The sequence below is a fragment of the Clostridium sp. AM22-11AC genome, from assembly GCF_003473545.1.
GTDB lineage: Bacteria > Bacillota > Clostridia > Lachnospirales > Lachnospiraceae > Enterocloster.
Genome location: NZ_QUCM01000005.1, coordinates 231,577 through 250,652 on the forward strand (window position 1 = coordinate 231,577; position 19,076 = coordinate 250,652).

The 19,076-nt window shown below is 42.4% G+C and carries 18 protein-coding genes and 1 pseudogene; 14 read left to right on the forward strand and 5 right to left on the reverse strand.

Annotation, left to right across the window (positions count from 1 at the left end; all coding sequences use genetic code 11):
- Positions 1-22 precede the first annotated feature (22 nt).
- The 6 genes from DW251_RS07580 (at position 23) to DW251_RS07605 (ending at position 5,947) form a co-directional block, all read left to right on the forward strand.
- The gene (locus tag DW251_RS07580; RefSeq protein ID WP_021870917.1) at positions 23-772 is read left to right on the forward strand and encodes a FadR/GntR family transcriptional regulator; all 750 of its coding nucleotides are present in this window, start codon (positions 23-25) and stop codon (positions 770-772) included.
- A 331-nt stretch (positions 773-1,103) separates the two neighbouring features.
- Positions 1,104-1,703 carry a class II aldolase/adducin family protein gene (locus DW251_RS07585; RefSeq protein ID WP_021870916.1) on the forward strand — a complete coding sequence of 200 codons (600 nt, stop codon included), beginning with the start codon at positions 1,104-1,106 and terminating at the stop codon, positions 1,701-1,703.
- A 23-nt stretch (positions 1,704-1,726) separates the two neighbouring features.
- Positions 1,727-2,524 carry an N-acyl homoserine lactonase family protein gene (locus DW251_RS07590; protein WP_118300625.1) on the forward strand — a complete coding sequence of 266 codons (798 nt, stop codon included), beginning with the start codon at positions 1,727-1,729 and terminating at the stop codon, positions 2,522-2,524.
- 41 nt (positions 2,525-2,565) lie between these two features.
- A complete protein-coding gene (locus DW251_RS07595; RefSeq protein WP_021870914.1) occupies positions 2,566-3,792 on the forward strand; it encodes a Tm-1-like ATP-binding domain-containing protein in 1,227 nt (408 codons plus the stop codon).
- A gap of 14 nt (positions 3,793-3,806) precedes the next feature.
- Positions 3,807-5,186, forward strand: coding sequence for a GntP family permease (locus DW251_RS07600; protein ID WP_118300626.1), 1,380 nt, complete (start codon positions 3,807-3,809; stop codon positions 5,184-5,186).
- Positions 5,187-5,212: 26 nt separating this feature from the next.
- Positions 5,213-5,947 carry a class II aldolase/adducin family protein gene (locus DW251_RS07605; RefSeq protein ID WP_021870912.1) on the forward strand — a complete coding sequence of 245 codons (735 nt, stop codon included), beginning with the start codon at positions 5,213-5,215 and terminating at the stop codon, positions 5,945-5,947.
- A gap of 727 nt (positions 5,948-6,674) precedes the next feature.
- Here DW251_RS07605 and DW251_RS07610 read toward each other — a convergent pair.
- The 3 genes from DW251_RS07610 to DW251_RS07620 all read right to left on the reverse strand — a co-directional run bounded on the left by DW251_RS07610 (position 6,675) and on the right by DW251_RS07620 (position 9,151).
- On the reverse strand, positions 6,675-7,616 hold the full coding sequence (locus tag DW251_RS07610) for a radical SAM protein (RefSeq protein ID WP_118300627.1): 942 nt from the start codon (positions 7,614-7,616) through the stop codon (positions 6,675-6,677).
- A gap of 20 nt (positions 7,617-7,636) precedes the next feature.
- On the reverse strand, positions 7,637-8,515 hold the full coding sequence (locus tag DW251_RS07615; RefSeq protein WP_347474630.1) for a helix-turn-helix domain-containing protein: 879 nt from the start codon (positions 8,513-8,515) through the stop codon (positions 7,637-7,639).
- An 84-nt stretch (positions 8,516-8,599) separates the two neighbouring features.
- The gene (locus tag DW251_RS07620) at positions 8,600-9,151 is read right to left on the reverse strand and encodes an XRE family transcriptional regulator (protein ID WP_021870909.1); all 552 of its coding nucleotides are present in this window, start codon (positions 9,149-9,151) and stop codon (positions 8,600-8,602) included.
- 207 nt (positions 9,152-9,358) lie between these two features.
- Here DW251_RS07620 and DW251_RS07625 point away from each other — a divergent pair, with 207 nt between their 5' ends.
- The 4 genes and pseudogenes from DW251_RS07625 (at position 9,359) to uxuA (ending at position 14,354) form a co-directional block, all read left to right on the forward strand.
- On the forward strand, positions 9,359-10,543 hold the full coding sequence (locus tag DW251_RS07625; protein ID WP_118300628.1) for a MalY/PatB family protein: 1,185 nt from the start codon (positions 9,359-9,361) through the stop codon (positions 10,541-10,543).
- Between the two features lie 162 nt (positions 10,544-10,705).
- Positions 10,706-11,746, forward strand: a pseudogene (locus DW251_RS07635) (amidohydrolase).
- A gap of 86 nt (positions 11,747-11,832) precedes the next feature.
- Positions 11,833-13,044: a hypothetical protein gene (locus DW251_RS07640; protein ID WP_118300631.1), complete on the forward strand. Its 1,212-nt coding sequence runs from the start codon at positions 11,833-11,835 to the stop codon at positions 13,042-13,044.
- Between the two features lie 260 nt (positions 13,045-13,304).
- Positions 13,305-14,354: a mannonate dehydratase gene (gene uxuA, locus DW251_RS07645; RefSeq protein WP_021870905.1), complete on the forward strand. Its 1,050-nt coding sequence runs from the start codon at positions 13,305-13,307 to the stop codon at positions 14,352-14,354.
- A gap of 252 nt (positions 14,355-14,606) precedes the next feature.
- On the opposite strand, the gene DW251_RS07650 is transcribed toward uxuA, so the two are convergent.
- The gene (locus DW251_RS07650) at positions 14,607-15,827 is read right to left on the reverse strand and encodes a 6-phosphofructokinase (protein ID WP_118300632.1); all 1,221 of its coding nucleotides are present in this window, start codon (positions 15,825-15,827) and stop codon (positions 14,607-14,609) included.
- 241 nt (positions 15,828-16,068) lie between these two features.
- Here DW251_RS07650 and kduI point away from each other — a divergent pair, with 241 nt between their 5' ends.
- Genes kduI through DW251_RS07665 form a run of 3 tightly spaced genes read left to right on the forward strand, consistent with a single transcriptional unit; the run spans position 16,069 to position 18,472 of the window.
- Positions 16,069-16,911, forward strand: a complete 843-nt coding sequence (gene kduI / locus DW251_RS07655; protein ID WP_021870903.1) for a 5-dehydro-4-deoxy-D-glucuronate isomerase — start codon at positions 16,069-16,071, stop codon at positions 16,909-16,911.
- A gap of 25 nt (positions 16,912-16,936) precedes the next feature.
- Positions 16,937-17,743 (forward strand): gluconate 5-dehydrogenase, encoded by an 807-nt coding sequence (locus DW251_RS07660; RefSeq protein ID WP_021870902.1) that lies wholly within the window; start codon positions 16,937-16,939, stop codon positions 17,741-17,743.
- Positions 17,744-17,764: 21 nt separating this feature from the next.
- The gene (locus DW251_RS07665) at positions 17,765-18,472 is read left to right on the forward strand and encodes a GntR family transcriptional regulator (protein WP_021870901.1); all 708 of its coding nucleotides are present in this window, start codon (positions 17,765-17,767) and stop codon (positions 18,470-18,472) included.
- A gap of 32 nt (positions 18,473-18,504) precedes the next feature.
- Here DW251_RS07665 and DW251_RS07670 read toward each other — a convergent pair whose 3' ends face one another.
- Positions 18,505-18,702 (reverse strand): hypothetical protein, encoded by a 198-nt coding sequence (locus tag DW251_RS07670; RefSeq protein WP_021870900.1) that lies wholly within the window; start codon positions 18,700-18,702, stop codon positions 18,505-18,507.
- 129 nt (positions 18,703-18,831) lie between these two features.
- Between DW251_RS07670 and DW251_RS07675 the strand changes: the two genes are divergently transcribed.
- Complete coding sequence (locus DW251_RS07675) at positions 18,832-19,050, forward strand: helix-turn-helix transcriptional regulator (RefSeq protein ID WP_021870899.1); 219 nt, start codon at positions 18,832-18,834, stop codon at positions 19,048-19,050.
- Positions 19,051-19,076: the final 26 nt, after the last annotated feature.

Below are 19,076 nucleotides of genomic sequence, written 5' to 3' on the forward strand. Positions count from 1 at the left end.
AAACTGGAGAAAATTATAAAATATGAAAAATAATAATGCAAACAGAATGATCCTGGATGATATGAAGGCCAAGATCTTAAGAGGAGAATATCCCGTTGGCAGTAAACTGCCTTCTGAACGTGAACTTTCAGAATACTACAATGTAAGCCGCATTCCGGTAAGAGAAGCGTTAAAAGCTCTTTCTGATATGGGAATATTAGAGATCAAGCGGGGAGCCGGAACCTTTGTAAAAAGTACGGCAAACGCTATGCAGAATGGAGAGAAAGAACAGACAGAAACCTTTATGCAGCCGGATGTGATCCTTCTTGAAACCATTCATGTAAGAAAACTGCTGGAGTCAGAAGCGGCAGCCCAGGCGGCAAAAAATATCCGTAAAGATGAGATCGATGATCTGGAAAAGGCATTGATCACCACAATCCAGGAGATCCGGAAACTGAAAACCGGTCAGGACAATGATTTCTTTCAGGCAGATGCGAAGTTTCACCGTCTGATCCTGCGGGCTTCCCATAATCCTGTATTTGAGCAGTGCCTGGAAGCAATGCCTAATATTATGTCCCTTCATCAGTACTGGAGTTTAAAAATGACTACGCCTATGGATGAAGTAGTTACTTATCACTGCAGTATTTTTGAAAATATCCTGATCCACAATGAAGCAGGAGCAAGAGAAGCTATGATGGCTCATTTAAGCAGAGTAGAAGAACTGCTGGCAAGGAAAGTACCAGAAGAAAAAGAAGGGGAAAGTCCGGTGCCGAAGGTGTGGTACACCACTTGATACGGAAATAGTATGACAGAAAAATAAAATAGTGGTAAGAAAGAAAAATAAAATAGAAAAAGAAGATGGAAAAGAGCAGCTTGACTGAAAAAGGCAGAGCTGTTCTTTTTTTGTGCATGTGCTTATTGGAATGAAAGTGGTTTGAACCAAAGTATACCAAACCAACGTATTATAAGAAATCTACAAAAACAAACAGGTGAAATTGCATAAAAAGCCGAAATGGAATAAAAAATATATCACTTTGTTGACAAGAAGAAAAGATTGTGGTATATATTGGTATATAAAGCAGAGACGCAAATTGGTATAAAAATAAACCGAAAGGAGAAGAGGTATGAACACAGCATTTTTAAATGCAAAAAATGATTTCCTGGCTGCAGCCAAGCGTACTTATGAAAGCGGTATCCAGACAGGAACAGGGGGAAACTTAAGTGTCAGGATCCCGGGGGAAAATCTGATGATCGTAAAGCCAAGTGGCTTTTCCTATGGGCAGTGTACAGAGGATAACTTATGTATCACAGATTTTGACGGAAATGTAGTCATGGGAGGCAAGCCTACCAGAGAGTCTACCTTACATGGAAATCTGTATAAAAGATATCCACAGATTGGAGGCATTGTTCACACCCACAGCCCTTATGCTATTTTAAATTCACTGAATTTCTCCCAGGTTGACCTGGTGACCATGCATTCAGAATTGAAGTTAAAATATCCGATTCCTGTTGTGGACGTAGCTACTCAGGCAGTAACCGAAGAAGAATTGCCAAAGGTTTTTGAAGTGATCGATAAAAATCCGGGATTGCTGGCACTGATATTAAAGGGACATGGCATTGTAACCATGGATAAGACAGCTGTAAAAGCAGGACAGACGGCAGAGTTGATCGAAGAGACTTCCATGATCAACTGGGAACAGAAAAAGTTTGAGATGTTGAAATAATTTAAAGAAGGAGATAAATATATATGAAAGAATACACAATCACACCTATTAACACTGGAATGGTAAACTCTAACAAGGCAAATTATCTGTATCACAACAGCACCCATAAGTATTATGATGTAGAAGGAAATATTCAGCTTCCTGTAACTGTATTTTTAGTACAGAGCGAAGACAAGAAGATCCTGATCGACACCGGAATGTCCAGTACTGAGATCGCCAACAAATATCATCATCCAGGTTCCGTTCAGCCGGAAGGTTATGCGATCTATGAGCAGTTAGAGAAAATGGGCATCAGCTGCGATGAGATCACTGACATTATCTACACCCATTTACACTGGGATCATGTTTACTATACTCCAATGTTTAAGAATGCAAAATTATACGCACAGAGAAAGGAATACGAATTTGCATTAAATCCAATTCCTCTGTACTATAAGTCCTACGAAGAGCCACATCTTGGCATCCATCCACAGTGGGAAGGCAGAGAATTTGTTTTATTAGACGGAGAATGTGAAGTTCTTGACGGAATTAGTGTATATCCTACACCAGGCCACTCTGTTGGACACCAGACCGTAGTTGTAAATACAAAAGAAGGCCAGTTCCACTGCTGCGGCGATCTGATCTTTACATATGATAACTTAAAACCATGCCCGGATATTTTCTATGATATTACACCACCTTCCAGATTTGTAAATATCGTTGAAGAATGGCACAGCATCGAAGAATTAAAGAAACGTGCAAAGAGCCAGGAATTCATCCTTCCTACTCATGCACCTGAGATGATCGATCTTATTAATTCTGGAAGGATCATTGGAAAATAACAGTACATTCCGGCAAAAGCCGGAAGAAGGATGGTAGGGGTATGGCAAAAACAATCGCGTTGATCGCATCTTTGGATACAAAGAAAAAAGAAACCCTGTATGCAGCATCTGTGATCCAAAAACAGGGATTTTCCACCTATATCATTGATATCAGTACCAAAAATCTGGTAGACGGGGCAGATATCACACCGGTGGAAATATTAAAACGCTACGGGATCGAGTGGGAAGATTTTGATCCATTAGGAAAAGCCGCAAGTATTGATGTTATGAGCAAGGCTGCAGCCTTTGTACTTCCGCAGTTGTATGCAGAAGGAAAATTTGATGTTGTCATTTCTATTGGAGGCGGACAGAACGCAAAAATGGCGGCAATGGCAATGAAGACACTGCCTTTTGCTGTGCCGAAGATCGTAGCATCTTCTCTGGCATGTGGAAGCAGGACCATGGAGCAGTATGTAGGAGACAAAGATATTTTCGTTATGCATACAGTAGCTGATATTTCCGGTCTGAACAGTATTACTAAGACTGTGATCCAGAGCGTATGCAGCGCAGCTATGGGACTGGCTGAGTACGCTAAAACCTTCCCGAGCGAAGAGGGCAAAAAAGTCCTTGGAGCGACAGAATTAGGCGTAACTTCTAAAGGAACAGAAAATGCTCTTCATATGATCGAAGAAAGTGGTCTGTTTGAAAATGTAGTCTTCCACGCAAATGGCGTTGGCGGAAGATGTATGGAAAATCTGATGCGGGAAGGCCGTATTGATGTGGCGCTGGATATGACCCTTCATGAGATTACCTGTGAGACCATTGGTGGATATTGCGTAGGTGCAAATGATCGTCTGATGACAGCTGTAGAGCACAAAATACCTATGGTAGTGGTGCCTGGTGCTTTGGACATGGTAGATTATTTTATCAATGAACAGGGAGAGGGGCTTCCGGATGATATTGACCAGAGGAAAAAGGTATATCATAATTCCAGTATCTGCCACTGTAAGATCTACAAAGAAGAGGCAGAGAAGATCGTTGATGTTGTCTGCAGCAGGCTGAACCAGGCGGTCAGTCCGGTAACACTGGTAATACCGGCAAAAGGCTGCTGTGAAGCTGCCGCTCCAGGCGGACCAATGTATGATCCAGAAGTAGATGAGGTCATGGTTGACGCATTTAAGAAAAAGATCGGAAATAATGTAAAACTGGTCATTGTAGATGCAAACATCAATGAGAAGGCATTTTCTGAAACTGTAGCACATGAGGTACTTTTACTTGCACATGAATAAAGGGGGATTTATTTATGGGAACTACCATTGGGATCATAGGATTATTTGTTGCCATCGCACTTTTAGTTGTACTTGCATTTAAAGGCCACAGCGTTATCATTGCGGCGCCTATTGCTGCACTGATCGCGGTACTGTTTTCCTATGGACTGAAGGGACATTTTATGGCGTCTTACACCATTACATATATGTCCGGTTTCGCAAATTACGCGAAAAACTATTTTCCAATCTATCTGTTCGGAGCAGTTTTTGCAAAGTTAATGGATATTTCAGGAAACGCACAGTCTATCGCACAGTTCTGTACTTTAAAATTAGGAAAAAGCCGTGCCGTACTTTCTGTTGTATTGACTTGCGCTATTTTAACATACGGCGGTGTTTCCTTATTCGTAGTAGCATTTGTTATGCTTCCTGTAGCAATCGCTGTATTCCGCGCAGCTGATATTCCGAAGCGTCTCATTCCTGGTGCTATCGCTCTTGGCGCATTTACCTTTACCATGACAGCACTTCCTGGAAGCCCACAGGTTCAGAATACCATTCCAATGACTTATTTTGGAACAGACTCCTGGGCAGCACCTGTCCTTGGTATCATTGCAACTGTTATTATGTTTGGCGGTGGCATGGCATGGCTGTCTTACCGTACTAACAAAGCGAAAAAAGCAGGGGAAGGATATGGAAATTATCAGGATGAGATCGTATCCGATAATAAAGAAGTTCCAGGTATCGGACTTGCATTTGCTCCCATCCTGATCATTCTGGTAGTAAACCTGGTTCTTTCTAAAATGGTATATCCCAATGTTGATGGAAGTTATCTGGAAGAAAGCTTTAACAGTACACTGGCTGCAAACAGTGGTACATGGAGCGTACTTCTTGGTATGCTGGTTGCCATCCTTTTCATTGCAGCTGTTAACTTTAGCAAATTAAAAGACGGATTAAAAGACAATCTGAAAAAAGCAGCAAACGAGTCTCTGGCTCCGCTGATCAACAGCTGTGCGGTTGTTGGCTTTGGTTCTGTAACAAAATCCCTGGCTATTTTTGGCATTATCCAGGCTTTTGCACTGGGAATTTCCTCTAATGCACTGTTAAGTGAAGTTCTTTCTATTAATATTCTCTGCGGAATGACCGCTTCTGCATCGGGTGGACTGGGAGCAGCACTGGAAGCACTGGCAGATACCTATCTGGCGTCTGGCATTGCACCTCAGGTTCTTCATAGAGTGGCAGCTGTAGCTGCAGGTGGTCTGGACAGTCTTCCATATAACGGAGCAACCATTACTGTTCTGGCACTGGTAGGCATGACACATAAGGAATCTTACTTGGATATGTTCGTAGTATCCGTAGTGATCCCGTTGATCGCAGCTTTTGCTCTGGCAGCACTGGCGAGTATGGGAATCTGCTTCTAAATTTAATTTTAAGAAGGAGAAGAAAAATGACTGATTATGTTTCAGATGCACAGGCCCGTAGCCTGATCCTGGATGTGGGGCGTAGACTGTACCACAGCGGATTTGTAGCATCTAATGACGGAAATATTACATGTAAGGTTGGAGATAATGCGATCTGGGCTACTCCTACAGGCGTATCCAAAGGTTTTATGACAGAGGAAATGCTTGTGAAAATGGATTTGGACGGAAATATACTGGAAGGCACTTACAAGCCTTCCAGCGAGATCAAAATGCACCTTCGTGTGTTTAAAGAAAATCCACAGGTACAGGGCGTGGTTCATGCCCATCCTCTTACAGCTACAGCATTTGCATGCGCTGGTATGAGCTTAGATGAGCCGGTTTTGGTAGAAGGGATCCTGGCATTAGGATGTGTGCCTCTTGCACACTTTGCTCTTCCGGGAACAACAGATGTGCCGGACTCCATAGCACCTTACTGCAAAAATTATAATGCAGTACTTTTAGCCAATCATGGGGCTCTCACCTGGGGCACCAGCCTAATCCAGGCATACTATCGTATGGAAACAACGGAATATTATGCAAAGATCCTGATGATGAATAATTTTATTCTGGGAAAGAAAGCACTTCTCTCTCAGCAGCAGATCGACGATATTATCGCCATCCGCACCCGGATGGGAGTTACCAGCGGTGGAAGACCAACTGGACCGGAGATGGCATCTAATTTAGAAGATGTGTGTTTATCGGCTCCTGGAAAAGAAAAGTAAATGAGTGAAAATGCTATACAGAAATAAAGACAGCATCTGTTTCTGTATAGCATTTTTGAAATATTCTGAAAATATACATTTTAAATTTATTTATAAGCATTAAAATATATGGAAAATATAAATAATTGCAATCAATAGATACAATTCGTAAATATGCTAAAAATATAGGATTAATTTCAAAATAGTCTTGACAAAATGTGGGATATCTGGTATATTAAAGACAACAAAAGAACAGAGAAACAAAAAGAAAAGAAATTGTAGACCATCAATTTCGTAAACAAAATCTAAGAAAAGGAGGTACGGACCGCCAGAAAGATAACATTGTTTCATTTATAAAAGACGTGATTTATAAATGAAACCAGGACAACCTCAAATCTTTAAAAACCGCTTATTTGAGAACCTATCCACAAGAGTATCAAAAAGTGAAAAGTACAAAAATTTGGAAAATCCGGTTTCGGTTTGGTCGTATGACGAGAAAGTATGATCAGGACGAAAGAGAGAATACCAGATAGAAAGAAATATAATATAAATAAGAAGTAAAGAAATAAAGCGGAAGAAAAAGAGAATGAGGATTACAACTGAATATAGAGAAGAAGAAACAGAAACGAAAGTTTCAAATGTTTCAGAAAAGAGAGGCTAGTCCAATGGACGAGATAGTTAAGAGACGGATATCGTAATCGCGAAGTGGTTAATCAAAGATTCGATATCCGTCTTGTTTTTTGTCATTTTACAGCCCTTCCAGATTAAAAGGCGGTGTGTATTCTTCTTTCGCACTGCTTTTTTGCTGCATAAAACCGTCAGTCATGCCAAGCTCCAGGGCAGTATCTACTACTTTGTTATACTCATAAGAAGTGATCCGGCGGTTTAACTGGGGATAGTCCGGATTTTTGGTATAAGGAGTGTACTGGCTTAACAGGCTTACCAGATAGGAATGCTCCGGAAAATGTTGGTGGATCCAGTGAAGCAGCCTGATGGAATCATCTTTATGTCCGGGAAGGACCATGTGGCGGATAATGACGCCTTTCGCCATTAAGGGAAAATCCGGTCTGCCGGGGACAGAGGAAGGATGGAGCGTATATTCGGGTGTACCGGTTTGTCGGATCATCTGGGCGATAGAAGCAGAGGCCTGTTCAAAGTAATTTTTTGCTTTTGAATAGCGAAAAGCCAGTTCATTGTCAAAATATTTAAAATCAGGAAGCCAGATATCAATATAATCTTTTAACAGGGAAATGATCTCCGGGCATTCATAGCCGCCACAGTTGCAGACTACAGGGATATGAAGCTTGTGGCGGACCAGATCTAGTGCTTTAATAATATCCGGAAAAAACTGGGTAGGCGTTACCAGATTGATATTGTAAGCGCCTTTGTCCTGAAGACGCAAAAAGGCATCTCCCAGTTCGTTTACAGTCAGTTTTTTACCAAAATGGTCTTTGCTTAGTAGTGAGTTCTGGCAGAAACAGCAGCGTAAGGTACAGCCGGAGAAAAATACGGCGCCGCTGCCGCCTGGTTCTTCTTCCGGTCCGCTGAGCACCGGTTCCTCCCATTTATGAAGGGCGGCTCTGGCCGCTGAAATGTGACTGGAGCAGCCGCAGTAGCCTGTGGTCACACTGCGGTTTACATGGCACATTCTGGGACAGAGTGTACAGTTTGTATAGTCAGGTAAGTTCATATAGAAACTCCTTTTTGTATTTATGGTTCGGTTCTGATCAGCCGGTGCTGCTCCCTGTATTCTTTCGGTGAGATCCCGTATTCTTTTTTAAAAGCACGGAAAAAGCTGGTGTAATCTTTAAAACCATATTGTGGAAAAATACGGCTGATAGGTTCGCCGGAGAGGATCGCCTGGCGGCTGGCATGAAGCCGCTTTTTTAATATATACTGATGTAGGGAAATTCCCATGTTGTCTTTGAAAATGTGGGCAATATGGTATTTGCTCACATAAAAATTTGCTGCGATCCGTTCCAGACTTAAATCATCTTCCAGATTCTGATGGATATAGTCACATATTTTTAAGTAAAGGGCATTTTCAAATACTTGGGAATGTTCGTGGAGACTGCTGTAAAGGAGCCGGTTAACGTATACAAGGAAAGACACAGCCATCAGTTCGCTTGCCTGGGCATGAAAAATACGCTCAGAACTATTTTCCTCTAACAGATCCATCAGCTTTCCCTGGATATCCTGGGCTGTAATACGGTCCGTAGGAATGCGGTAGATCTGGTTAGAGGCAGCAGTGTCAAAGCAATAGGTCAGGTCAGCATCCTGTTTATGGAGTTTTTCATAATAAGACCGGTTCAGCCAGAGCACAAAACGGCGATATGGCTGGTCAAAGGAGAGAAATTCCGGAAAATGGGGGATTCCCGGTGGAATCAGCAGGCAGTCACCGTAGGAAAGTTTGTATATGGCATTACCGATGTGGTATTTGACATTTCCTTCCAGAAAAAAATAAAATTCGCAGTAATCATGGTGGTGAGAGGCAACAGAGCGCAGCTCAGTATCATTATAATAAAAGAGTTCAAAATCTACCGGTCGCATGTATTGCCGTTTATTGAAATCCATGGAAATCTGTTTCACGTAAAAATGCCCTCCTGTACTTGGAATCTTTCTGTACTTACGTAATATCAGGCACAAAAAAATCGGGAATGCATAATGATATTTTTACGGATTGTACATAATATTGTACGCTGTACTTTGGCAGTCAGCTATATTTTGGTAACTGTGAGGAACATCTCCGCGAAATTGGATACCATCACCTTTGTTCAGGATGAATTCTTCTCCGTCATTTATAATCTTCACAGAACCTTCTGTAACAGTAAAAAATTCAATAGTTCCCTGTAAATGGGGTTCGGAATTCCAATGGCAGTCTTTGTCCATTTCCAGGTAAAAAACAGAAAAACGGCGGTTTTTATCGTCAGAAAAAACAGAATAGTTCCTTGCAGTGCCATCTGCAATAGGAATTGGTTCAATCTCAGAAATCTTAACTACATGGTTCATTGGGTCCGGTCGTCTTGTTAATTCATCAAAAGGTACCCCAAGTCCATTGGCAATCTTCCAGAGAATCCCCAAAGTGGGATTTCCGTCTCCTTTTTCAATCAGTGCCAGCATACTTTTGCTGACTCCGCTGAGTTTTCCAAGTTCCTCTAAGCTTAAACGATTTTTTTTGCGCAATATAGCTATATTGTTGGCAACAATTTCGTTGATTTTTTCCAAAACAAAAAATCCTCCTATCTATTGACAATATATTGGAGAAAAAGTACAATATATTATACATTGAGTTTGCAAACCCAACAACAGTATTATATATCATTCATTAGAAAAAGGAAAGGATGTGCTGTGTCTGAAAGTCTGTCATTTTCCAATCGCCTGTTCTAATATATTGGACATGTTTTACAGAATCAGCACAGACAGGTATGTTGTATGAAATATGATTTTGACAGTTGCATTGATCGTACCAAGGTTATGTCTATTAAATGGTCATCCAAGCTTCGTCAGGAGATGTATGGAGAGAGCGATGTGATCCCACTGGGTATTGCAGATATGGATTTTAAGGCAGCTCCGGCAGTGGCAAAAGCGATCCAGGACCGTGCAGCTCATGAGAATTACGGATATGGGTATCTTGCGGATGAATTTCTCATGGCCTGCGTTAACTGGCAGAAAAGACGTAATCACTGGGATATTAAAAAAGAATGGATCACATATACACCGGGATTAAATCTTCCACTTGTATTTGCCATTGAACTGTTCACGGATCCGGGAGATAACGTTATCATCCAATCTCCGGTTTATTATCCTTACTATGATTATGTTAATAAAACAGGACGTCATATTGTATACAATGCCCTTGTAAATAAAGACGGTTATTATGAGATGAATTTCGAGCAGTTGGAAATGCAGGCAAAAGATCCGAAAACAAAACTGATCCTGGTATGCAGCCCTCAAAATCCAAGTGGACGCCTTTGGACAAAAGAGGAGCTGACCCGCATGGGAAATATCTGTATTGATAATGGCGTGAAGGTTGTAGTAGATGAGATCCATTCAGATCTTATCCTGACAGACAGGGAATTTGTATCTTTTGCAACGATCAGTGATAAATTTGCACAGAACAGCATTATCTGCACGTCACCGTCTAAAAGCTTTAATGTAGCCGGACTGCTGGTATCTGATATCATTATTCCAAATGATGAGATGCGTGCAGCATTCCAGGAAAAAATGCAGCCATATTATTTATGGCCGGGTGCATTCGGCGCGGTAGCACAGATCGCAGCTTATAATGAAAGTGAGGAGTGGCTGGAAGAATTAAAAGAATATTTACGGGGTAATGCACAGTTTATAGCAGATTTTATCCAGAAACGGATGCCAAAGGTGAAATATCGTATTCCGGAAGCAACGTATCTTGGCTGGCTGGATTTCAGGGCTTATGGAATGACAGATCAGGAATTATGGGATTTTATGTGCCATAAAGCAAAAGTGGCAACAGATGATGGACCTAAATTTGGGCCTAATGGGGAAGCAGGCGGCTTTCAGCGTATTAATTTCTCATGCCCGAGAGCACAGCTTGAAGAGGCTTTGAACCGGATCGCAGAGGCACTTGATGCTTTATAAATGTAGGAAGGAGAAGAAAGAATGAATGATCCTGATATCCTTAAACTGGTAAAAGAGCAGGAAGATTACCTGATCAAAATGCGCAGATATTTTCATATGAACCCGGAACTGTCAAATAAGGAATTTGAAACACGCAAGACGATCATCAGTGAACTTGAAAAAATGGGAGTGGAGTACCGCCTGGCTGCCGGGACGGGGCTGGTAGCAATTATAAAAGGTGGAAAACCGGGAAAACATCATCTGCTCCGCTGCGATATGGACGCTCTTCCGGTAAAGGAAGATACTGATAATCTGATCCAGCCTAAAGCGTGTGTTTCCCAGAAACCTGGAGTATGCCATGCCTGCGGTCATGATGCACATATGGCTATGATGCTGACAACGATAAAAGTATTATCTTAGGTACGTGAACAATTAAAGGGTACAGTATATTGCTGCTTTGAAGAAGGGGAAGAAGCCCTTGATGGTTATCAGCATGTATTGGAACTGGTGAGTGAGTATCCAATTGATGACTGCTTTGCTCTTCATGTTTATAATGACATGCCGGCAGGAAAGATTAACCTGGTTTCCGGACCGAGAATGGCGGGGGCTGTTTGTTTTGGAGTACATGTGATCGGAAAAAGCGGACATGGTTCCAGACCGGATCTGGCAAAGAATCCTGTGATCCCGGCAAGCCATATTGTTTGTGAATTGGATTCAGCTTTACAAAATCAGATGAATGCCGAGGAAACACTTACCTTCAGTATCTGCGTACAGAAGGCTGGTGAGATCTGGAATGCGATCCCGGATGAGGCATTTTTCAGTGGAACTTCCCGGTATTTCAGCCGCCCAGCAGGAGAAAAGGTGCTGGCGTTGATCAAGAAGACCTGTACAAACGTGGCAGATGTACATGGATGCCGGGTGGAGTTTGAACCATATACAAAGGTTTTGATGGAGCCGGTCATTAATGATCAGGAAGTTGTAGAAGAAACAGCACAAAAACTGACACAGATGTGTGGTCCCCAGGTGTTAGGAGAACATGGCCTATGGTTTGCTTCTGAAACTTTTTGCAAGTATTTAAACAAATATCCTGGCGCATTGGGATTTTTGGGAATTGCAAATCCAGATCTGGGATCTGGCGCAGCCCATCATAACAGCCGTTTTGATGTGGATGAATCGGCATTACTGTTAGGAGTTTGTGCAGAACTGTCATTTGCACTTCGATGATTATTTTTACAGATATGCTCCTGGAAGCCTTTGCACTTAATTAAGTGAGAAGCTTTTGGGAGTACATACAAGAAAGAAGGGGATTTATGTATAATTTCATGCTGGCATTTTTGATCTGCTGTGTTTCTTATATTATAGGTGAAATGGTTTCTGATTTAACCAAAGCCTGGGTTCCGTCTGTTTTTGTAAGCGCTGTGGTCATGCTTTTGGGATACTGGACGGTATTTCCACACGATCTTGTTACCAATGCAGGATTGATCCCTTTTGGAAGTACTATCTGCTGCTACCTGCAGGTAGCCCATATGGGAACGATCATCAGTATAAAACAGCTGGCTGAACAGTGGAAAGTGATCGTTATCTGTATGTTCGGACTGGTGGGAATGACGGTACTTGCATTATTCCTTTGCCCGATGCTGATGGATAAGAGTTTTGTTATTGCAGGTCTTCCGCCTCTGACCGGTGGTGTAGTGGCAGCAACGATCATGCAGCAGGCAGCTGAGGCAAAGGGGCTAAAGGATGCAGCTGTATTTGCTATTGCCATGTACTGTATCCAGGGATTTGCAGGTTATCCTCTTACAGCGGTCTGCCTGCAGCTTGGTGGACGAAAGATGTTAAAGGAGTTCAGGGCAAATAAGGGGGCTGCATATCAGAATACAGGTGTGCAGCTGGATGAAGTAAATGGCACATTAAAGGCAGCGGCACATAAAAAGCTGCTTCCTCCGCTTCCTGCGAAATATAACAGCAATGTAATGATATTTGCAAAGCTGGCACTTACTGGATGGATCGCTACAATGCTTGCCAAGATACCTGTTCCATTTGTAGGCAGTATCAGTGGACTGGTATGGGTGCTGATCTTATCCGTTATCCTTACTCATATAGGATTTTTAGACGAGGATTCCATGAATAAGTGCAACTCCTATGGTATTGTGATGTTTGCGATCATGATGTTTATTTATGACGGACTGAAAGACTGTACAATGGAAATGTTAGGAAATATCGTAGTACCAATGATACTGCTCATCGTGATCGGTGTTGCAGGAATGGCAGCTCTTGTATTTGTTATTTCAAAGGTCTTACATACAGGATTTGGTTTAAGCTTTGCAACCGCACTTACAGCACTTTATGGATTTCCTATGAACGCGATCATCACAGAGTCAACCTGTAATGCTCTGGCAGAAACAGAAGAAGAGAAGAAGTATCTGATGGGGCAGATGTTTGCGCCAATGATCGTAGGCGGGTTCGTTACAGTTACCATCACATCTGTTATGATAGCAGGTGTATTTGCCAATATGCTTTAATAAAAATGAAGTGATTTTGATGGGATTTTTTTCAGGGGATAGTGTTTGCTATCCCCTGTTTTTTTATGTTGCGGTTCATGTGTCACATGATTTTTTGAACAACTTTTGCAATATGCACAACAATTATGACTATGGACGAAAACGGAAGTTCTGGTATAATTCATAATATAGATGGTACATGTGTGAGATATCAGGGTATTATCTTTGCAATCGATTTAGATAAAAACTTAAATATATAATGTTTAAAGGAGGAAGTTTCAATGAAATTATCATTCAGATGGTACGGAGAAGATGACAAGGTGACTCTGGAGAATATCCGCCAGATCCCGGGTATGCAGTCTATCGTAACTGCAGTTTACGATGTTCCTGTAGGTGAAGTATGGAGCCGCGAGAGCATTGCAAAGTTAAAAAAGCAGGTTGAGGACGCAGGACTTGGCTTTGATGTGATCGAGAGTATCCCTGTTCATGAGGATATCAAGCTGGGCAAGCCAACCAGAGATAAATACATTGAAAATTATTGCGAAAATATCCGCCGCGTTGCTGAAGCTGGTATTAAATGTATCTGCTACAACTTCATGCCTGTATTTGACTGGACAAGAACCCAGTTAGACCATGTACTGGCTGACGGATCTACTTCCCTGGTTTATTATCAGGAGCAGGTAGACGCTGTAAATCCTTTAAACAGTGACAGTGACTTAACTCTTCCAGGTTGGGATTCCAGCTACACAAGAGAAGGCTTAAAGGCAGTTGTTGCTGAGTACAACAACTTAAGCGAAGAAGATTTATGGAACAACTTACAGTACTTCCTGGAGAGAGTGATCCCGGTAGCTGCTGAGTGTGACGTAAACATGGCGATCCATGAGGATGATCCATGCTGGAGCATTTTCGGACTTCCAAGAATCATTACCTGCGAAGAGAACCTGGATCGTTTCTTAAAGCTGGTTGATGACAAGCACAATGGTATTACCCTGTGCACCGGTTCTTTAGGATGCTCCGGAAAGAACGATGTAGTAAAGATGGCAGCTAAGTATGCAGCAATGGGACGTATCCATTTTGCACACTTAAGAAACGTAGCTGTTCTGGATAATGGTTTCGAAGAGAGAGCACACCTTTCCAGCTGTGGTTCCCTTGATATGTTCGGAATCGTTAAGGCACTGGTAGACAATGGCTTTGACGGCTATGTAAGACCTGACCACGGACGTATGATCTGGGGTGAAACAGGACGCGCAGGATATGGTCTGTATGACAGAGCACTGGGCGCTACCTATCTGAATGGTTTATTTGAGGCTGTTGAGAAGATGAGCAAATAATTAACGGGCGTAAACCCATTAAAGACGCAGTTTCAGGCGGAAAAATCTGTCTGAGGCTGCGTTTTTTATGTACTAGGAAATTCCGTTGGAACTCCCTAGTACACAAAAAGGCACGACCTGCCAACGATGCGCACTCGCGCGATGAGGAAGTTTGTCGCAAACGACCGCGCTCGGCGCAAGAATGTGCCAAGGCACATTCTTATTTACATCAAAAATCCCCGCTGGGTAAGCGGGGAAATGTTCGCAATTCTATTACTTTCTGTACAGATATTTCGGTACACCGTCCTCAAATACATGTTCCGGAACACCTCTCATCAGTGGCAGTGCATAGTTTGCAAATTCAGGGGAAATATCATTGTTGTTTCCGGTGATCCATTCAGCTGGGAATGGTTTTTCTTTATTGCACACATCACATACATCTACCAGACCGTATTCCAGGCTGTATTCCTCTCCATCTGCACGCTTAAAGGTTATCATTTTACCTGTAACACCCTCTAAAGCGCATTTAACAGCAGTGCGTCCTGCCAGATCTGCTTCGTTAATGTCTGTAAGGGAAGAAAGAAGGCTGCTGCAGCGCTGATTTACATTTAACTCTACAGAGCGGACTTTTACACCAAAACGGTTGCGCACATAGCTTTCAAGAAGCTTTCCGCAGCCGGTCAGCATTTTGTGGCCAAAGGTGTCTAACTGTGCTTCGTTGGAATATTCGCAGATGAATTTTCCGGACGCGTCACGGATACCTTCGGAGACACATACAACAACAGCGGTACTCTGCTTTAAAGCATTTTCCAGGTCAGAGAAAAATTCTTCCATTTCAAAAGGAGCTTCCGGCATATAGATCAGCAATGGATTGTCTCCCGGGAATTTGCGGGCAAGACTGCTGGCAGCAGTGACCCAGCCTGCATGACGTCCCATAAGTTCCACAATGGTTACAGCTGGCTGCTGGTAAACGGAGGCGTCCAGTACGATCTCACGGACTGTAGAGGCAACATAGCGGGCAGCGCTGCCGTATCCGGGAGTATGGTCTGTAACAGGAAGATCATTATCGATGGTTTTCGGAACACCGATAAAAGAGATTTCCTTATTATTATGAGCTGCCCAGCGGGAAAGCTTATCAGCAGTGTCCATGGAGTCATTTCCGCCAATATAGAAAACAGCGCCAATATTTAACTGTTCAAATTTTTCAAAAAGAAGGGTGTAAACGGAAGCATCCAGATTTTCAGGCAGCTTATAGCGGCAGGAACCAAGGTAGGCTGCCGGTGTAAGGCGTAAAAGTTCCAGGTCTTCATCTGAAAGCTCTTTAGAAAGATCCATAATATGTCCGGAGAGAAATCCCTCGATGCCATTGATCATACCATAAACAGATCCGATCTGTTCAGAATGTGCGGCAGCTTCTTTAATGATACCATAAAGACTGGCGTTGATTACAGCAGTAGGGCCACCAGACTGACCTACAAGAATATTTTTTTTCAAAAAAAATCCTCCTCTCATGTAAGTGGGTAGTACAACAACTTCTCTCAGTATAGCGAAAATAATGTCTAATTGCAATGCGATTTGTGATAATGCATAGAAAATAGATGCTTATTTTGTAAATTATTCCCATTGCTTTCCGGGAATATATTTGCTAATCTGTATACAAGCAAAGTAACTTGTATACAACTTCATAAAACTGTATACAAGATAACACAACCGTAAAATGAAGGAGATAGCAAAAATGGACATTCGTTATTCTGCAAATCAGAGAGATGTAAAACGCTACACAACGGAAGAACTGAGAAATGAATTTCTGATCCAGAATTTGTATCAGGCAGATGAAGTAGTTGCTGTGTACTCACATGTAGACCGTATGGTTACATTGGGATGTATGCCTGTTACAGAGAAGGTTTCTATTGAAAAGGGCATCGACTGCTGGAAAAACTTTGGTACCCATTATTTCCTGGAGCGCCGTGAGATCGGTATTTTTAATATTGGCGGTAAAGGAAAGATCACTGCAGACGGACAGGAATATGAGATGGGTTACAAAGACTGTCTGTACATTACCAAGGGAACAAAAGAAGTTTACTTTGAAAGTGAAGATGCTTCCAAGCCGGCAAAATTTTATATGGTAAGTGCTCCGGCTCATACTTCTTATACAACTACTTTTATTCCCATCGAAAAGGCAGCAAAGAGACCATGTGGTGAAGCAGCTCTTTCCAATAAACGTGTGATCAATCAGTTTATCCATCCGGATGTATTAAAGACCTGTCAGCTTTCTATGGGTATGACTGTTTTAGAGCCGGGAAGTGTATGGAACACCATGCCGGCACATACACATGAGCGCCGTATGGAAGTTTATATGTATTTTGAAGTACCTGGTGACAATGTCGTATTCCATATGATGGGAGAGCCAACAGAGACCAGACACATTGTTATGAAAAATGAAGAGGCAGTGATCAGTCCATCCTGGAGCATCCACAGCGGAGCTGGCACTTCCAATTATACATTTATCTGGGCAATGGGCGGCGAAAACATGGAATTTGATGATATGGACACCATGAAGCCAAATGAAATGATGTAATTATAAAAAACAGGAGGAAAATAAAATGGCAGATTACTTAAACAACTTTTCACTGGAAGGCAAAGTAGCACTGATCACAGGTGCATCTTACGGAATTGGCTTTGCCATCGCAAAAGCAATGGCAGGAGCTGGCGCTACCATCGTATTTAACGATATCAAGCAGGAACTGGTAGATAAGGGACTGGCTGCTTATGAGGCAGAAGGCATCAAGGCTCATGGCTATGTATGCGATGTTACCAATGAAGAAGCTGTAAATGCATTAGTTGCACAGATCGAAAAAGAAGTAGGCGTGATCGATATCCTGGTAAACAATGCAGGTATCATCAAGCGTATCCCAATGTGTGAGATGAGCGCAGCTGAGTTCAGACAGGTTATCGATGTAGACTTAAATGCTCCATTTATCGTATCCAAGGCTGTTATCCCGAGCATGATCAAGAAGGGTCACGGAAAGATCATCAACATCTGCTCTATGATGAGTGAATTAGGACGTGAGACTGTATCTGCTTATGCAGCTGCAAAGGGCGGCTTAAAGATGCTGACCAAGAACATTGCATCTGAGTACGGCGAGTATAACATCCAGTGTAATGGTATCGGACCTGGATACATTGCAACTCCTCAGACTGCACCTCTTCGTGAGATCCAGCCAGACGGTTCCAGACATCCATTTGACCAGTTTATTGTAAGCAAGACTCCTGCAGGACGTTGGGGAAATGCAGAAGACTTAGGCGGTCCGGCAGTATTCCTGGCATCTGACGCTTCCAACTTTGTAAATGGTCTGGTACTGTATGTAGACGGTGGCATCCTGGCTTACATTGGCAAGCAGCCTAAATAAGATAGGTGGGATATTGGCTGAATGAACGAGATGAATTTCAAAAACCGCGGAGAGCAGGTATTTGAGACATTAAAAAGAGAAATTTTAGATCTGAAACTGGAGCCGGGGCGTATGATCAGTGAAAATGAGATCTGTGAGCGCTTCGGGGTCTCCAGGACCCCGGTGCGGGATGCTTTGCGGCTGCTCCAGGAACAGGGATTTGTAGAGACAGTTCCCTACAGAGGTACTTATGTGACTCTGTTAAGTCTGGACAACATCAAACAGATGATCTACATGCGTGTGGCAGTGGAGACCATGGTGCTGAGGGATTTTCTGAAAGTCCAAAATCCTATGACCCTGGAAGAAATCCGTCACGCCATTGCTATGCAGAAAGCCCTGATCCAGACACCGGGATTTGAACCGGAGCAGTTTTACCATATGGACGCAGAGCTTCACTCTATCTGGTTTGGAGCGGTCCGCAGGCAGAAACTGTGGGATATGCTTCAGGCACAGCAGCTTCATTATACCCGTTTCAGGATGTTGGATTTTACAACAGAGACCGATTTTACCCGGATCACAGGAGAGCATGAAGAAATTTTCCGCCTGATTTGCGAAAAGGACGAAAAAGGTCTGGAAAAAGCACTGAAAGATCACCTTTATTTCAGCATGAAGCGTATGCGCCATGCCATTGAGGTGGATTATAAAGATTATTTTGAAGAAGAACCGGAAGAAGGAAGGTTTGTCATTTGACAGACCTTCCTTCTTTGGGCTTTTATCGTTTTTTATGGTTCATAACGTTTTAGATATTTTCGTTCACTGGGGTTTTCCTCCAGATATTCTTCCAGTTCTTCCGGTGAGAGATGGGTGTACACTTCATCGAAAAATTCTTCCCCGCTCATGGTAACAAAGCGTGCAATGCGTTTCCTCAGTTCTTCGTCTTCCAGTAATTTTTCAATTTCTTCCTCTGTGTACCAGCTCATATAACACCTCCCGATATGCTCTTTTTAGGCACTGTAATACCTATAGTATATTCGTTATTACGAAGATATTCAAGATGTAAAATCTAACTTATGCTTGACCTATCAAGGGGTTACAGGAGAAAGCATAAGATGATCGACTATTCACCGTTTTGGAAAACACTGGAAATATCAGAAGAAAACTGGTATACACTGACAAAGAAGTATCATATGTCAAGCAGTACGTTGTATCGATTAAAGCATAATCAGGATATTTCTATGAAAACTGTGAATGATCTATGCAGGATACTTGGATGTCAGATCGAAGACATTGCTACTTATGTACCATCGGACAAGGACCAGCCACTATAGTCAGATATGATTTATTGTTACTCCGG

Coding starts and splice junctions, on each gene's coding strand:
- uxuA (WP_021870905.1), top strand. CDS start 13,305: ATGAAATTATCATTCAGATGGTACGGAGAAGATGACAAGGTGACTCTG.
- DW251_RS07580 (WP_021870917.1), top strand. CDS start 23: ATGAAAAATAATAATGCAAACAGAATGATCCTGGATGATATGAAGGCC.
- DW251_RS07605 (WP_021870912.1), top strand. CDS start 5,213: ATGACTGATTATGTTTCAGATGCACAGGCCCGTAGCCTGATCCTGGAT.
- DW251_RS07670 (WP_021870900.1), bottom strand. CDS start 18,702: ATGAGCTGGTACACAGAGGAAGAAATTGAAAAATTACTGGAAGACGAA.
- DW251_RS07590 (WP_118300625.1), top strand. CDS start 1,727: ATGAAAGAATACACAATCACACCTATTAACACTGGAATGGTAAACTCT.
- DW251_RS07675 (WP_021870899.1), top strand. CDS start 18,832: ATGATCGACTATTCACCGTTTTGGAAAACACTGGAAATATCAGAAGAA.
- DW251_RS07610 (WP_118300627.1), bottom strand. CDS start 7,616: ATGAACTTACCTGACTATACAAACTGTACACTCTGTCCCAGAATGTGC.
- DW251_RS07595 (WP_021870914.1), top strand. CDS start 2,566: ATGGCAAAAACAATCGCGTTGATCGCATCTTTGGATACAAAGAAAAAA.
- DW251_RS07660 (WP_021870902.1), top strand. CDS start 16,937: ATGGCAGATTACTTAAACAACTTTTCACTGGAAGGCAAAGTAGCACTG.
- DW251_RS07640 (WP_118300631.1), top strand. CDS start 11,833: ATGTATAATTTCATGCTGGCATTTTTGATCTGCTGTGTTTCTTATATT.
- DW251_RS07585 (WP_021870916.1), top strand. CDS start 1,104: ATGAACACAGCATTTTTAAATGCAAAAAATGATTTCCTGGCTGCAGCC.
- DW251_RS07665 (WP_021870901.1), top strand. CDS start 17,765: ATGAACGAGATGAATTTCAAAAACCGCGGAGAGCAGGTATTTGAGACA.
- DW251_RS07625 (WP_118300628.1), top strand. CDS start 9,359: ATGAAATATGATTTTGACAGTTGCATTGATCGTACCAAGGTTATGTCT.
- DW251_RS07600 (WP_118300626.1), top strand. CDS start 3,807: ATGGGAACTACCATTGGGATCATAGGATTATTTGTTGCCATCGCACTT.
- kduI (WP_021870903.1), top strand. CDS start 16,069: ATGGACATTCGTTATTCTGCAAATCAGAGAGATGTAAAACGCTACACA.